18 protein-coding genes, 1 tRNA gene and 2 pseudogenes are annotated in these 14175 nt (G+C 59.1%); 18 read left to right on the forward strand and 3 right to left on the reverse strand.

The window, feature by feature from the left end; all coding sequences use genetic code 11:
- Nucleotides 1-23: 23 nt before the first annotated feature.
- From HY921_00690 to HY921_00740, 11 genes and pseudogenes are all read left to right on the forward strand, one after another.
- On the forward strand, nucleotides 24-362 hold the full coding sequence (locus HY921_00690) for a VOC family protein (GenBank protein MBI5629382.1): 339 nt from the start codon (nucleotides 24-26) through the stop codon (nucleotides 360-362).
- A complete protein-coding gene (locus tag HY921_00695) occupies nucleotides 359-844 on the forward strand; it encodes a GNAT family N-acetyltransferase (protein MBI5629383.1) in 486 nt (161 codons plus the stop codon). Before HY921_00690 ends, HY921_00695 begins: the two co-directional genes overlap by 4 nt.
- Nucleotides 841-1224, forward strand: a pseudogene (locus HY921_00700) (VOC family protein). Before HY921_00695 ends, HY921_00700 begins: the two are co-directional and overlap by 4 nt.
- A 36-nt stretch (nucleotides 1225-1260) precedes the next feature.
- The gene (locus HY921_00705; protein MBI5629384.1) at nucleotides 1261-1647 is read left to right on the forward strand and encodes a RidA family protein; all 387 of its coding nucleotides are present in this window, start codon (nucleotides 1261-1263) and stop codon (nucleotides 1645-1647) included.
- A complete protein-coding gene (locus HY921_00710; protein ID MBI5629385.1) occupies nucleotides 1644-2450 on the forward strand; it encodes a helix-turn-helix transcriptional regulator in 807 nt (268 codons plus the stop codon). The genes HY921_00705 and HY921_00710 overlap by 4 nt, the downstream gene beginning before the upstream one ends.
- Before the next feature lie 119 nt (nucleotides 2451-2569).
- Nucleotides 2570-2953, forward strand: a complete 384-nt coding sequence (locus HY921_00715; GenBank protein ID MBI5629386.1) for a nuclear transport factor 2 family protein — start codon at nucleotides 2570-2572, stop codon at nucleotides 2951-2953.
- A gap of 18 nt (nucleotides 2954-2971) precedes the next feature.
- Entirely contained in the window at nucleotides 2972-3481 is a 510-nt protein-coding gene (locus HY921_00720) for a methylated-DNA--[protein]-cysteine S-methyltransferase (protein ID MBI5629387.1), read from the forward strand.
- Nucleotides 3482-4108 (forward strand): DNA-3-methyladenine glycosylase 2 family protein, encoded by a 627-nt coding sequence (locus tag HY921_00725; GenBank protein ID MBI5629388.1) that lies wholly within the window; start codon nucleotides 3482-3484, stop codon nucleotides 4106-4108.
- 157 nt (nucleotides 4109-4265) lie between these two features.
- Nucleotides 4266-5309 (forward strand): annotated as a pseudogene (locus HY921_00730) (DUF1016 family protein).
- Between the two features lie 127 nt (nucleotides 5310-5436).
- On the forward strand, nucleotides 5437-6129 hold the full coding sequence (locus HY921_00735) for a class I SAM-dependent methyltransferase (protein MBI5629389.1): 693 nt from the start codon (nucleotides 5437-5439) through the stop codon (nucleotides 6127-6129).
- Nucleotides 6130-6155: 26 nt separating this feature from the next.
- Nucleotides 6156-6464 carry a hypothetical protein gene (locus HY921_00740; protein MBI5629390.1) on the forward strand — a complete coding sequence of 103 codons (309 nt, stop codon included), beginning with the start codon at nucleotides 6156-6158 and terminating at the stop codon, nucleotides 6462-6464.
- Between the two features lie 268 nt (nucleotides 6465-6732).
- On the opposite strand, the gene HY921_00745 is transcribed toward HY921_00740, so the two are convergent.
- Nucleotides 6733-6807 (reverse strand) — tRNA-Asn (locus HY921_00745).
- Between the two features lie 21 nt (nucleotides 6808-6828).
- Entirely contained in the window at nucleotides 6829-7731 is a 903-nt protein-coding gene (locus tag HY921_00750) for a TIGR01777 family protein (GenBank protein MBI5629391.1), read from the reverse strand.
- Nucleotides 7732-7805: 74 nt separating this feature from the next.
- Between HY921_00750 and HY921_00755 the strand changes: the two genes are divergently transcribed.
- The 4 genes from HY921_00755 (at nucleotide 7806) to HY921_00770 (ending at nucleotide 11062) form a co-directional block, all read left to right on the forward strand.
- A complete protein-coding gene (locus HY921_00755) occupies nucleotides 7806-8582 on the forward strand; it encodes a hypothetical protein (GenBank protein MBI5629392.1) in 777 nt (258 codons plus the stop codon).
- A gap of 276 nt (nucleotides 8583-8858) precedes the next feature.
- Nucleotides 8859-9629, forward strand: a complete 771-nt coding sequence (locus HY921_00760) for an enoyl-CoA hydratase/isomerase family protein (GenBank protein ID MBI5629393.1) — start codon at nucleotides 8859-8861, stop codon at nucleotides 9627-9629.
- A gap of 3 nt (nucleotides 9630-9632) precedes the next feature.
- Nucleotides 9633-10457 (forward strand): SDR family oxidoreductase, encoded by an 825-nt coding sequence (locus HY921_00765; GenBank protein ID MBI5629394.1) that lies wholly within the window; start codon nucleotides 9633-9635, stop codon nucleotides 10455-10457.
- Nucleotides 10454-11062, forward strand: coding sequence for a DUF502 domain-containing protein (locus HY921_00770; protein MBI5629395.1), 609 nt, complete (start codon nucleotides 10454-10456; stop codon nucleotides 11060-11062). Before HY921_00765 ends, HY921_00770 begins: the two co-directional genes overlap by 4 nt.
- 65 nt (nucleotides 11063-11127) lie before the next feature.
- On the opposite strand, the gene HY921_00775 is transcribed toward HY921_00770, so the two are convergent.
- Complete coding sequence (locus HY921_00775; GenBank protein ID MBI5629396.1) at nucleotides 11128-11418, reverse strand: YtxH domain-containing protein; 291 nt, start codon at nucleotides 11416-11418, stop codon at nucleotides 11128-11130.
- 230 nt (nucleotides 11419-11648) lie between these two features.
- On the opposite strand from HY921_00775, the gene HY921_00780 reads away from it, so the two are divergent.
- The 3 genes from HY921_00780 to HY921_00790 are packed head-to-tail and all read left to right on the forward strand — an operon-like array spanning nucleotide 11649 to nucleotide 14174.
- Complete coding sequence (locus HY921_00780; protein ID MBI5629397.1) at nucleotides 11649-12548, forward strand: hypothetical protein; 900 nt, start codon at nucleotides 11649-11651, stop codon at nucleotides 12546-12548.
- Nucleotides 12549-12567: 19 nt separating this feature from the next.
- Nucleotides 12568-13746, forward strand: coding sequence for a hypothetical protein (locus HY921_00785; GenBank protein MBI5629398.1), 1179 nt, complete (start codon nucleotides 12568-12570; stop codon nucleotides 13744-13746).
- Nucleotides 13743-14174, forward strand: a complete 432-nt coding sequence (locus HY921_00790) for a hypothetical protein (protein MBI5629399.1) — start codon at nucleotides 13743-13745, stop codon at nucleotides 14172-14174. The genes HY921_00785 and HY921_00790 overlap by 4 nt, the downstream gene beginning before the upstream one ends.
- Nucleotide 14175: the final 1 nt, after the last annotated feature.

Raw genomic sequence — 14175 nt, forward strand, 5'->3', positions numbered from 1 at the left:
GAACGATCAAGCATATTGCCTTTATGGTTTATCCTGTGAAGGATATGGCGCGTGCCCGGAAGTTCTACGAGGAAGCTTTGGGATTGAAACTCACAAAGAACTTCAAGGATGGCTGGATCGAATACCACCTCGATAATGGTTGCTTTGCCATCACGACCATGGGCGAGGACGCAACACCAAGCGCGAATTCCGGCCAAATAGCCTTCGAGGTCGATGATGTGGATGCCGTGGTGAATAAACTGCGCGACCATGGAGCCGCCATTAAGGTCGAACCGTCCTCGGGATCGGTCTGCCGCATGGCCGAGGTGCTGGACCCGGAAGGAAATGCTCTCTGCATTCACGCAAAGCACCGGGGACGATGACAAAACAAACGCTGTCCCTCCCTGTTGGCATTCGACCAGCAGCTATTGAGGATGGACCCCGCCTCGCTGAGTTGAGCGTTCAACTCGGATACCCTTCTTCCTCAGAGCAGGTCTCTGCGCGACTGATCAAAGTCCAGTCTCTCGACAGCGGCGCCGTTTTCATCGGTGAGATAGATGGCCGGGTGGCTGGTTGGGTCGAAGTCCACCAGCGGCAGCCTCTGCTGGTCGATGGCGGATCAGAAGCCGAAGTAATGGGACTTGTGGTTGACGCAGGACTCCGGCGTTCGGGACTTGGGCGCAAGCTCATGGATAAGGCCGAACGGTGGGCGCAATCTCGCGGATGCCGTTTCCTGCGTGTGCGAACCAATGTGGTCCGCCAGGATGCGCATGCATTTTACGAGAGATTAGGGTTCGCCAAGGTGAAGACACAGACGGTCTACAAGAAAACGTTGGCAGAAAACGTGCTCGGGAGCAAAGGATGATCGTCGGCGTTGCTCATACCGCGCTTCTTGTTCGTGACTACGAGGAGGCAAAACAGTTCTATTGCGGGAAGCTTGGATTTTCCGTTATCGAAGACACTCAGCTACCGACCGGCAAGAGGTGGGTGCGCCTCAGAGCTCCAGGGAATCAGGGCTCCGAGATCCTTCTATCGAGAGCAGTCGATGATCAACAGCGCGCCAGCATTGGCAATCAAACCGGCGGCCGAGTTCTTTTTTTCCTTCACACCGACAATTTAGACGCGGACTACAAATCCTTTCGCTCGGCGGGCATTGAGTTTGCCCAGGAGCCCTGGAATGACATTTATGGGAAGGCCGCAGTTTTTAAGGACCTTTACGGCAATCGAATCGACTTGATTCAGCCGAAAGCGCGAGACGGCGCTTCGCACCAAGAGAAACCAGTGCAGTTTGAGCGGGCATACTCGAAAGCCCCATGGGAGACCGAGGTTGGCTATTGCCGCGCCATTCGGGCGGGCGATCACATCTATGTCACCGGCACGGCCTCGGTGGCACAAGAAGGCGGCGTGTTCGCTCCCGGTGATGGCCACGGCCAAGCCAAGCGCTGCCTAGAAATCATAGAGAAGGCTCTCAATAGCCTCGACTGCGACCGAACCCGCATCGTCCGCACGCGGATGTTCGTGACTGACATCGGCCGCTGGGCCGAGTTTGGCAAGGCACATCGGGAATTCTTCGGGGAGAACCGCCCGGCGACAACCATGGTCGAGGTGTGCCGTCTGATCGATCCGGCGATGCTGATCGAGATCGAAGCCGACGCCGTTGCCTTATGAGCGCCGAAACGCCTACTCGATCCAGCCTGATCGTGGATACTCCTCTCATCAGCGTCAACGCCCACAAGCATTCCTCCGAACCCCACGTCGACCCATCCGAAGAACAATTTACGGGTTATCATCTTATTTTTACCGAGACCGGGCGCTGGCATTATCGAGATCGTGATGCACGCGCCGAGATAAACCCGCGGATGGCGATTTTGGCCCTTCCAGGCCGGTTCTATTCATGCCGACACGAAGAGGAGATACCCAGCGACTGCTGTATCGACATTCAGTTTAAAAAGCCGTCGCTGCTGGAAGATCCTCGTCAGGTTCGGGTTACGGTCCTGCGCGCGAATCCGCGGCTCATCATGCTCAAGGAGCGAATAAAGCGGCTGGCCGACGCCGCAGAAGACGTCCTAAACATCGATGAGGTCGGTCAGGAACTCCTTGCCGAGCTAACGACGTCTGTGGGGGAAGGCCGCAGGCCCGAACTGCCGCTACGGACGCGGCATCGAGACAGTGTATGCGCGGCCAAGGAGTTTATAGAGGAACACTTCGCGGATCGCCTCCAACTGCACGATTTAGCTTCAAGCGTCGGCTTAAGCCCTTTTCATTTCAGCCGGATGTTCAAAAAGCAGACAGGACATAGCCCTTACAGCTATCTGCGGGACCTGCGCCTGAAAAGGGCCGCGCGACTCCTCCGCCAATCCAGCCTGCCCGTCACCGATATCGCCTACGACGTCGGATTCGAGAGCTTAAGCCTGTTCATAAACTCGTTTCGGGCGCATTTCGGCAAGCCGCCGTCCGCGTATCGGAAATAGTTTTAGGCGGCTCCGAAAAAGCAAGATTTTGCAAGTTTGCATTTCCCTCGATTTCGCATCATTTGCCTTGGCGCTTCACTCAAGGAGATGAAATGGCAAACGCTATAGCGAAGGAGAACGTGGATCGCGAGAAGATCGTCCATCATATTGACGGGCTGTTCAATGCGTTCATCCGCAAAGACCTCGATGCGATCCGGCGAGGCCACACTTCTGACTGGAAGGGCTTCCAAGTGGGCAGCCAGCATCTGGTGCGCGGCATCGAAGAGTATATGGAGGCGGCAAAGCAAGCCCTTAAGAACTTCGAGGGAAAGCGATATGAGATGCTGGACCTCGATGTCCAGGTCCATGACGACGTCGCGATTGTTTTCTATCTGGCGAAATATTGGACGATCGCCCCCTCGGGTGGTGAAAAGGCGATCCGTCTGCGCTCCGTCGATATCTATCGGAAAGAGCCGCAGGGATGGAATCAATGCGGCTCGAATATATGCACCGTCCCTGAATAGGGCTCCATGTTGACGATGATGAAATCGCTTCCCAGGGACTGCGTTTTGGACAAGGTGGATAGCCCCGTCGGAAATTTGTGGCTGATCGCATCCGACGCCGGTCTTCATGGAGCGCTGTGGGATAATGACCGTCAAGACTATGCAGGCATCTTTGGCGCGCTTAAATCGTCCAGGAAACATCCGGTAATCGCGAAAGCCAGAGAGCAGTTCGCCGAATATTTCTCCGGACGGCGCAAGTCGTTCGACATTCCCCTCGTCATCGATGGAACGCCGTTTGAGAAACAGGCTTGGCGGCAGCTTTCGGGCATTCCCTACGGCGAGACCATCTCCTACGCAGAGCAAGCCAGACGTCTTGGCAGCGCAAAAAAGGCTCGCGCTGTCGGCCTTGCCAACTCGCGCAATCCCATCTCCATAATCGTGCCTTGCCATCGCGTTGTCGGTAAGAGCGGTGCTCTGACGGGCTATGGGGGCGGTCTCGACAAAAAGAAGTTTCTAATCGAGCTGGAACGTGGCGCGGCCAAGGGCTAAGTGATGTTAGCCCAGGCGACGAGGAGCCTAAAGCGTTCTGATCCGATCCTTGCTCGGATCATCGATGAAGTCGGCCCCTGCAGCCTCGGGCAGACCCAAAAAAAGTGGAGTTATTTTCAGGTCCTTGTCGAAGCGATCCTCTATCAACGGGTGAGCATGAAGGCCGGTGCGACGGTCTACGGACGATTCAAGGATCTTTTCGGCAAGAAACGCTTCCCAAGCCCGGAAGATGTGATGAACATCCCTGACAGCCAATTGAGGAGCATCGGCCTGGGAGGCCAGAAAGCATCCTACGTTAAGGATTTGGCGCTCAAGATCCAAACGAAGACCGTTCAAGTAGATCGACTGCATGCGAAGACGGACGACGAGATCATCGAGGCTTTAACGCAGGTCAGAGGCGTTGGACGATGGACCGTGGAGATGTTTCTGATGTTCAGGCTGGGCCGCCTGGATGTGCTGCCTGTCAACGATCTGGGACTGCAAAAGGGAATCCAAAAAGCCTATGGCTTCAAGGGCTTGCCCCATCCCAAGAGCGTGGCGCGAGTTGCCGCGCGTTGGAAGCCTTACCGTTCGATTGGGACGTGGTACATTTGGCGGCACGTCACCGGAGAACTCCCTACGACTTAGGCGGCGGAGAATAATTGAGGGGGCTGGCTAGTAAAGCTTTATCTAAAGCCCTAAACACGGGACCTGAGTCCCGCGAGGGCGTTCAAGCTGAATGGTGAGTGCGACCAGTTCCTGTGATTTACTCGGAATTGGTAAGCTCTACTTTGGACTTGGTCCCATGACGAAAAAACGAGCCAAAGGAATCCCTGGAGTCTCGGCATCCCGCGTCATAGTCCCGGTTTCCGCCGGCACGCTCGCGCTGCGATCCCGCGCTGCCCGGCAGACAGACGACTACGGCCGCCTGGTGTCGGACATCTCCGGCCTCCTGGAGGAAGCTCGGCGGAGCGCCGCCCGGTCCGTCAACAACCTATTGGGATGTCGGACGCCGGATCGTGGAATACGAACAGGGGGGCAAGGCCTGGGCCGAGAATATGGCAAGCAGCTTCTGGCTCGTCTGGGAGCCGACCTGACCACGCGGCATGGACGAGGCTTCTCCCGTCAGGGATTGCAGAAGATGCGTTCCTTCTACATGGGCTGGGAGATTTGCCCGACACCGTCGGGCAAATCGGAGGCTCGGGCAAAATGCCCGATGGTGTCGGGCGAATTTAAGCGCGGGAAGCCCGAGACGTCGCTCGCGCAATCCCCTCAGGCTCTCGCGCCCGTTCATGCGCCGATCCAACCCCCGTTTGCGAGCGCCGTGGCCTTCCCACTCTCCTGGTCCCAGTATGTCCGGCTGATGTCGGTGGACAATCCGCGGGCTCGCGCCTTCTGTGAGGTGGAGGCTATTCGCGGAGGATGGTCCGTCCGCCAGCTTGACCGGCAGATCAGCACGCAGTTTTATGACCGTGCCGTCCGCTCGAAACGCCCGCATGACCTATTGACCCACGGCCATTCGCCGCAGCGGCAGGACATGCTCTATCATCGCGGGCTCCGCTGCCTTGTCGTGATTGACCTCAAGACGGGGGCCTTCACTCACGCCGACGCGGGCCAGATGAACCTTTACCTCAACTTTGTAAAAGAGCATTTGATGATTTCCGGCGAAGCCGAGCCGGTAGGCATCATCCTGTGCAGCGACAAGGACGACGCCATCGTAAAATACGCGACGGGCGGCATCCTCACGCGAGTCTTCGCGTCGAAGTACTTGACGAATCTTCCCGACGCGGAGACCCTGCGGCGAGAAATAGTGACGACCCAACGCTCTCTCCGGGCGAGGTGGAAGTAGGGAAGGGGCGAAAATGTCTCCCAAAACATTCTATATCCATGGTGCGAAGTCCGATGAGCAGGATCGCCTAGAACTTCAACATCGTCTAATAGGAGGCTCTTCGTTTCTTCCTCCGCTTCGCACTGGAATGACCGTCCTCGAAGTGGGCTCCGGCACCGGTGTCATAGCCCGAGAGATTGCACCCAAGATCGCTCCCGGCGCCGTAGTTGGCATCGATACCCAGCCAGAACAGATACGGAAGGCCAAGTCTTTGGCTGAGCGGGAAGCTATTACGAATGTCGAGTTCCATCTGGGAAACGCTGAGCACCTCGAGTTTCCCTCTGGCAGTTTCGATCTTGTCTATTGCCGTTTTCTTCTGGAGCATGTTCCCGAACCTCTTAAGGTCATCAAAGAAATGTTCCGAGTTGCCAAGGAAGGCGGCGAGGTTGTAGCCTGTGAATGCCAGGTCGGGTGCTGTTCCTCTACCGAGCCAGCCCTCCCGCATGCAATGAAAGCCTTGAACGCCCTTTACCAATTCCAAAAGCTGGGCGGAGGGAATCCACGTATCGGCGACAGGTTGGAGCGGCTTTTTGTCGCGGCCGGCATGGATAAGGTAAAATCTGATGTGCTGACCTTCAGGCTGGAGAGCACGGAGGAAATCCACGGCTATGCCTTGGGTGGTTGCGGAATGGTCAAAGCTTCCGAGAAGGATATTCTTAAGGAGAAACTGATTGCAAGGGCGCAATTAGACCTGGCCTACCAGGAATGGGAACGGTTTGCCAAAACGCCGGGAGCAACGGCTTACTTCAAACTACGCAGAATCCAAGGCAATAAAGTCTAGCCCTTTGAGGCTGAGGGAGGCATAGCATGAGTGCGACAGACCCGAAATGGATACGTTACGTGATCCTCCTCAACAAGACGGGCAAACCCATGACCAGAGACCTGCTTGCGGGACATATCCAGCATTTGCGGGATCTAGACCGGAAAGGACAATTGGTCCTGTGCGGTCCGTTCCAAGATAACGGCGGCGGCATGTTGATCGTAAAGGCACCTTCCTGCGAGGAGGCTCGGCGAATCGCTGAGTCAGATCCCTTCATCTCCAGCGGCTTTGAAAACTACGAGTTGCGGACATGGGAGCTTTCCTGCGAAGAAAACGATCATCTCGGGGCCGGATAATGATCCGTTTCCAGCCGATGACTTCTTCATGGATGCGAAAGAGACCGATCCGCATCAAGGCCAGCTATTCCCAATGTCGGATCAGCAACGAAGGCAAGCCGTCTTCGCGGAGATCATGCGACTCGTCTTCGAGAATAAACGGGAGCCTCAGGGTTCCGCTGAGGTACTGCGGGGGCGCGCAGGACCAAAAGGGGAACCAAAGCGAAAAGCCCAATGAAAAACAGCCCTTTCGAAAACTCGAAAGGGCTGTTGGTTCCCCAACTTAAGATGGCTCCGGGCGTAGGACTCGAACCTACAACCTTGCCGTTAACAGCGGCCTGCTCCACCATTGAGCTAGCCCGGAATTAAGGGGTATTTTACCAGATTAGGCTCTTGGGGTCAAAAACAGCCGCAGGACGGAGTCCAGATTGGGATGCTTGAAGGAGTAGCGGGCCTTCACGGCCTGGACCGGGAGGACTTTTTGGCTGGAGAGAAGGACGCTGGACATTTCCCCGAGGCCCAGGCGCAGGGCGAAGGCCGGCGCTGGCAGGACGGCCGGGCGGCCCAAGGCGCGGCCCAAGGCCCGCGCGAAATCCTTGTTTTCCACCGGCTCGGGCGAGACGGCATTGACGGGGCCGGAGACTTCCGTGTCCAGGAGATGCGCGGCTAGGCCCGCCGCGTCGTCCAGGGAAATCCATGACATCCATTGCCGGCCCGAACCTAGGGGGCCTCCGAGGCCCAGCTTGAAAATGGGGAGCATTTTGGCCAAGGCCCCCCCTCCGGGGCCGAGGACCACCCCGAGCCGCAGAGTGACCGCTCTGACCCCGAGGATTTTGGCCTGGAGAGCTTCCTCTTCCCAGAGCCGGCAAAGCTCGGCCAAAAAGCCGCCGCCGGGCGGGGAGTCCTCGCTCAACTCCTGGTCGCCGCAATCGCCGTAATAGCCCACGGCCGAGGCGTTGATGAGCACGGCGGGCCTGGTGCGGGCTTGAGCCAAGGCTTGCACCAGGGTCCGGGTCGGGACGAGCCGGCTTTCGGCCAAAACCCGCTTTCTTTGAGCCGTCCAGCGGCCCTCGGCGATGGACTCGCCGCAGAGGTTGATCACGGCTTGGGCGCCATCGAGCGCTGCTTGGCACGCGGAGGGGTCGGCTGGGTTCCAGGACAGCACGGGCCAGGGGCATGAGGGCCGGGCGCTGCGCGAAAGCGCTATGGGCTCATGCCCGAGGCTTTGAAGCTTGCGGCACAAGACCGTTCCGATAAAGCCCGTCCCTCCCGCGACCACGACTCTCATGATTTTATTATACAACTGCTGCCGCACGGGAGGCCTTGATTTATGGGGAATCCCCCCTTATCCTCTATTTCGACATGGAGAAAGCCTCCCCCAGGATCGCGGTGGACGACGCAACGACCGCGTGCAGCGGGAATGCGCGGCAAATGAGGCTGATTGCGGCGGCCGCCGCGTTTTTAACGCTGGCCGGCCGAGCCTGGTGCGCGGATTGCCCAAGGGGCAGCACGCGCATGGTCACTGACGATCCCCTGGAGCCGTTTCGCTGCGTGCCTGACGAGGAGCTGCCGGACGCAGGGAAGCCCTATTTTCCTAAGATGGGTTCTTTCAAGTCCCTTCCCGTCGCGCCAAAGCTCAGGCCTTCCTTGGAGCCTAGCGTTGCCGCGCCGCTTCCGGCGCGAACCAAGAGGGCTGGAGCGCATGCCGCGCAGGCCCTCAAGTACGAGCGCTACCAGATTTCCGAGCTTTCGTTCGATTATCCGCGGGGCTGGTCCATGACCGATGGTTGGGACGACGAGCTGCCGACCCTCTACATCCAGCATGACACCGGGGCCCAGGGCAGGCAAGTGGTTCTGACCATTTCCAGGGCGCAGATCGGACAGTACGGGTACCTGGACCTGGACACGGCCGTGGCCAAGGAGAGGCGCTGGCAGAAGGCCCGAGAGGGCCAGCGGGGGCGGGCGGCCGGACTTCCCGCGCGATTCACGATGGTGTCAGGGCAAAGCCGCTCCGCCTATCTCGACGCCGGCGAAGGGCGCTATTACATCTTGAGCTACAGCGCTCCGGAAGCGCTTTTCGAGACTTTCGAGCCTGCTTTTGATAGGATGTTAAGTAGCTTGCGCTTGGCGCGGCCTTAAGGGCTCGCAATGAAATAATATGACCAACTGGCCGGGGCAATTTTGGAGCGAGACGAGGATCGAGGAGCGAGCATACCCGCAGCGGTATGTGAGTGACGAGAGACGAAGTCGCAGCCCAAAAGTGCCCCGACCCTTCGGGCAGGCCCATCTTCGGCCGATTTCTTCGTTGCTCGCCGGTCACAATGCGCTGCGGCATTGCTCCCTTCTCGCGCCTCGAAATCAACTCGAATCTGGGCCTGCCAGTTGGGCATATTATTTCATTGCGAGCCCTAACTCATGCTGATCAAGGAGCAGAAAGAGCAGGTCCGAGTATTGCGCCTGGCCAATCCCCCCTCCAACAATCTGACCCTCTCCCTGCTGGAAACCCTGAGGGAAGAACTCTCGCAAGCCCGGGAGGACTCCTCCGTGCGCTGTCTGGTCCTGGCCTCTGCCTACCCGCGCTATTTCTCCACGGGGCTCGATCCCCAGGAGATCAAGGCCCTGCCCGAAGGGCGCCGCTTCGAGCCCTTCCTGAGCCTTCTGGAGGCTTACCGCCAAATCTTGGAATTTCCGAAGCCGACCTTGGCCGTTCTGTCGGGCAGCGCCGTCCTGGGCGGCTGGATATTGGCCATGGCCTGCGATTTTCGCTTGATGGGCCGGGAGCATGGCAAGATATCCCTCTCCGAGATTCGTTTCGGGCTTTCTCCCACCGCTTGTCTCATCCAGCGCATGCGCGAGATATCCTCGAGCCCGTTCCTGGTCAAGGAGATGGTGCTTAAGGGCAAGGCCTTGAGGGCGGAGCAGGCCCTCGAGGGGAATTTCGTGGACGCGCTGGCTCCGGGCGAGACGCTTGACGCGCAGGCCCTTTCCGAGGCCAGGCGCCTGGCCTCGGCCCCGCTGCCGGCCTACCTTTCCGTCAAGAAGGCCCTGCAGGGCCCGTCGGCGCCCGGATTTGCCGCCCTCTGGCAGGACAGCTTGCGAGATTTTGAGCGCATCGTCGAAACCGCCGAGGCCAGGGAAGGGATCGCGGCCATGGTGGAGAAGCGCCGGCCGCGCTGGCAGGCCTGAGGGATGTTCGTCAAGGACTTGCTCAAAGGCCGGGCCGCGGTGGTCACCGGCGCCGGTACCGGCATAGGCAAGGTGATAGCCGAGGAGCTTGCGGCCCACGGCTGCAAGGTGGCCTTGGTCGGGCGCCAAGCCTCGAGGCTAGAAGCCGCGGCTCAGGAGCTTGGCGCCAAGGGCCTCTCGGCCATGGCCTGTCCGGCGGACGTGAGCGAGCCAGGCCAGGTCAAGGACCTCTTTGCGCGCGTTGAATCTCAATGGGGCGGGGTGGACATCCTCGTCAATGGCGCCGCCGCCAACTTCATCCGTCCGAGCGAGGCGCTCACCAGCGTGCGCTGGCGCAAGGTAATCGACATCGTCCTCAATGGGACCTTCAATTGCAGCATGGAGGCCGGCAAGAGGATGCTCAAGCAAGGCTCGGGGAGCATCATAAATCTTGTGGCCTCCTACGCCTGGCTCGGCGCCCCAGGTTTGGCCCCCTCGGCCAGCGCCAAGGCCGGGGTGGTGGCTCTCACCCGCAGCCTGGGGGTGGAGTGGGCGGCCAGGGGCGTGCGGGTAAACGCCGTTTGCCCAGGCTACATCGACACCCCGCAGTCGCGCGAGCGCCTCTGGCCTCAGGAATGGGTTCGCAAGAAGCTTTTGGACAAGATTCCGGCGCACCGCTTCGGCCGTGAGAAGGACGTCTCCGACCTCGTGCTTTTTCTGGTCTCCCCCATGGCCGGCTACATACAGGGAGAGGTGATCGTGGTGGACGGCGGGGAGTCCTTGGGGCGCGGAGCCATGGCTTTCGCGGAGGACTTGAAAAGCCTGCGCCGACCAGGGGCCGCAGAGTGAGCAAGGAGGCTTCCCTCACCAAGCGCTTTAAACGCACGTTGCTCAGCGGCATATTCGTGGTGGGGCCGTTCAGCCTGACCTTCATGATTCTGGCTTGGTTTGTTTCCACGGTGGACAAGTTCCTGGCCCCCGTAGCGGGGCTGTTCGGCAGGAACCTGCCTGGGATTGGCCTCGTGGTCGCCCTCCTCATAGTGCTGGGGCTGGGGGCTCTGGCCAATAACATCATGGGCCAGCACCTCCTGGAGTATTTCGAGGAGCTTCTCCTCAAGATCCCCGGGTTCAATTGGGTCTACAGCACCATCAAGCAGATGACAGAGGTGTTTTCCCCAGCGAACAAAAACGCGTTCAGGCGTGTGGTCCTGGTTGAATACCCGCGGCCAGCTGTTTATTCGTTGGGGTTCGTGACGCGCGATCTGGAAATCGAGCGTGGCGGGGAATCGCGTAATTTCGTCTGCGTCTATGTCCCCACCAATCACATGTACATCGGCGACATCGTCTTGGTCCCAGAAAGCCAGGTGTTCTCCACCCCGCTCACCCTCCAGGAAGGCATCCAGTGCGCGGTTTCCGCGGGGGCCTCGCTTCCTACCCTGTTTAAGTTCCAGTGAAGCCGTCTATAATGGAGGAAAGGCCCGCCTTCGGCGGGCCTTTCGCCGTCAAACTGCCGTTTGAGTCAAGCGGTTAAGGATTCATTCTCGGGCTGTCTCCTGTCCCCGCTGGCCTCGTAATAAGCTTTCTTGCCCGCGCGCAGGGCGGCGGCCACCTGATCCCTTTTGGTCGGCAGCTCCTCTTTAAGCTTGCTCATAAACTCCGAGCTTTTCTCCCTCTTGTTCTTGATCCATTCTCCCAGCTCTTGTCGGGTCTCCTTCCCGGCCTTGGGAGCGAAAAGAACCCCCGCCGCCGCGCCAGCAATGGTTCCTAAAACAAAATAGGCCATGTGGGTCTTAATCTCCTCTCTCGACATTTTTCTTGCCTCCTTGACTGGTTATCTCGGCCGCTTTTCAGCGATAAAATCTCCGGCAGGATATTGGAATTCCCAACTCCCTTTATAACATGGGAGCTTGTCGCTGTCAAGGTCTTGACAGAATCGGTCTTTGTCCCTATCCTCATAGCGCTTGAGGACGACAACCCTTGCGACTAGGAGAGGAAATGACTAAAATAAATTATCAGGGAGCAGGGCGAACGGAGGGCTCCGTGAAATCAGAGGCCGCCACCCAGAAGCTTGAGATCGCCACCATCGCCGATGGCTTGATGAAAGTCAAGCTCAGCCAAGGCAAGGGATTTTTCAAGGTCGCCGTCGAGAAGAAGCATGGAGAGGCCAACTCCATCTATCTCGAGATCAACGGCTCGAGAAAATTCGAGATAGGCAACGATTGCGATACCTGCCATTTCTGGTTTAAATGCCTGCATGAGCCTCGCCTGCCTGCGCAGAAGAAGGTGGCCAACCTTCCCAAGACCATTCAGATGCCGCGGCCCCTCGATGAGGCCATGGTCCAGGAGCTCTCCCCCCTGCTAGAGCTTTTAGAGAAGGGAGAGTACTCCATTCTTGAAACGACCATCAACCTCGCCGGTCCCTACGACGGCGATGACGAGAGCTCCTATTTCTTCAACAGTGAATTCATGGAGCTTTGGGACATCGCAGACCCCAAGGAGGAGGGCCTGCTCTCCGGATGGGAGCACTATGAGTCCCAGCGCCCCAGGATTTTCCGCCATCCCGAGGCCAGCATCATGGAGAAGGAGTTCGATTTCGTGATTCCCTTGGTTCCCCGCGCCTCTCTTAAGGAAGAGTATGTGAAGCTTTATCAGTCCATGATCGCCAATGGGGACCGCCCTCGCATCCTTCTCTTGGGGATGTACCAGCGCGGCATCCCCGAGGCGGTCAAGCGCGGCCAGAACAAGAATCTCCACTCCTTCATGGCGGGCTTCGTTCTGGACGGCCACCATAAGCTTGCCGCTTACCGTCGGGCAGGGATTCCGGCCCGCTTCCTGATCCTGATGTCTCACAAGGCGAGCAAGTATTTCCTGCTCAAGGAGGAAGGGGCCTCCGCGCGCCAGAAGTTCGAGGAGCGCCTCGCCTCTCTTGGGTCGGCTTAGCCGGAGATATCTTCCGCCATTGGCGGGTTCCTTGGCCCTGGGCGCCGCCCATTTCCATCCGCGGCCGGCCCTTGTCGATGCCGCGACCGGCGGGTCCGCGCCGTGGGCGCATCTCGAGTTTCCCCTTTCTCATCTGTTCCTGACTCCCTTGGCCGGCTGGGCTGACCTCATCACCTGCAACAACCTGCGCCAGCATATAGCACTTCTGATGTTTTTCTTGTTTCTCTACGGCCCTTGGCGGTTCTTCGTCCTGGGGCACGGAAGGCGCGAGTGGTTCGCGGCGCGAGAAGTTTTCAAATCATTTTTCATTTACTTCGCCTTGGTGGCTCTTTTCCTATCGGGCGTGATATTCTTCCCGCGGACTCCCGCTCGCCTGGTCTTGGACGACCCCTCTTTGGTGGCGGTTGATTTCCACTCCCACAGCTCGATCTCGTGGGACGGTCTCAAATCCTTCACTCCCGAGAAAAACGCCTCGTGGCACGAGGCCGCGGGCTTTGACGCCTCATTCATCACGGACCACAACATTTGGGACCAGTCCAAGGATCCCCGACCCTCCAAATCGCACTTGAGCCTGCGGGGCGAGGAGTTGAGCCTCTTCCAATCCCACATTGTGCTGCTGGGGCCGCGTTCCGCGGTGGATCCCGCCCTCTACGGCGGCGGCGTCGACGGGGTGCGCAGGCTTTTAGGCGAGGCCAAGCGCCAGGGCTGGGTCACGATCATGAGCCTGCCTGAATATTGGAAATACCCCTGGGGAGAGGCCTTGGCGGAGATGCCCTCCTGGGGGCTTTCGGGCTTCGAGATCGTCAACGCTACGCCCAAGGGCCTGGAGTTTCCCGAGAGCGAGCGAGGACGCGTTTTGGAGCTGTGCCGCCGCTTCAACGTATTCGCGGCGGGCGCGACCGACATTCACGGCTATGGGCGGGCCGCCTGCGTTTGGAACCTGATGCGCCTTCCGGGTTGGCGCGCGGCTTCGGCGGACGAGCGGCGCCGCATGCTTTTAGACGCGTTGTCTCGGGGAGGCTACGGGGCCGTCCGAGTCGTGCGAAGGAACAGGCCCGCGGAGGCCTCTGGATGGGCGATATGGCTTGATGCCCCGCGGGCTCTTTGGGCGATGTTTTGCGCCTTCACAGGGGTTCAAAAAATTATTACCTTTGTATGGCTGTGGCTTTGGCCCCTCTTGGGGCTCATAATCATATGATCGTCAGGTGCCCTCATTGCGCGGCGCAGGTGGACGAGGAGGCGGCTCATTGCCCCTCCTGCAGCTGGGATTTCGAGAATAAGAGGAAGGCGGGGGAGCCTCCTCCGGTTAAGCCGCCTGCCGCGGTGCAGCCCATCAAGCCGGAAGCACCTCCTGAGCGGCTTGAGGAATTCGGTTCCTCGGCGCCGGGCGACGCCGCCGAGCGATTTAAGAAATCCGCGGCGAGGCCCGAGGTGGTCTTGGCTCCGTCCTCGGAAAAGGCGGAGGCCCGGGCCGAGAGTCGCCGCAACTACTGGAAGATTTACGCGGCCACGCTCGCGATTCTGACGGCCTTGAGCCTAGCCGTTTTCTACTACACGACGATCTCCGAAACGCCGGTGTCCGGCCCCGCCGCCGGCTCCAATCCCTTTAAAACGGCCGACAGATAGA

The organism is Elusimicrobiota bacterium, from assembly GCA_016218575.1.
In the GTDB taxonomy this organism is placed as follows: domain Bacteria; phylum Elusimicrobiota; class Elusimicrobia; order UBA1565; family UBA9628; genus JACRDN01.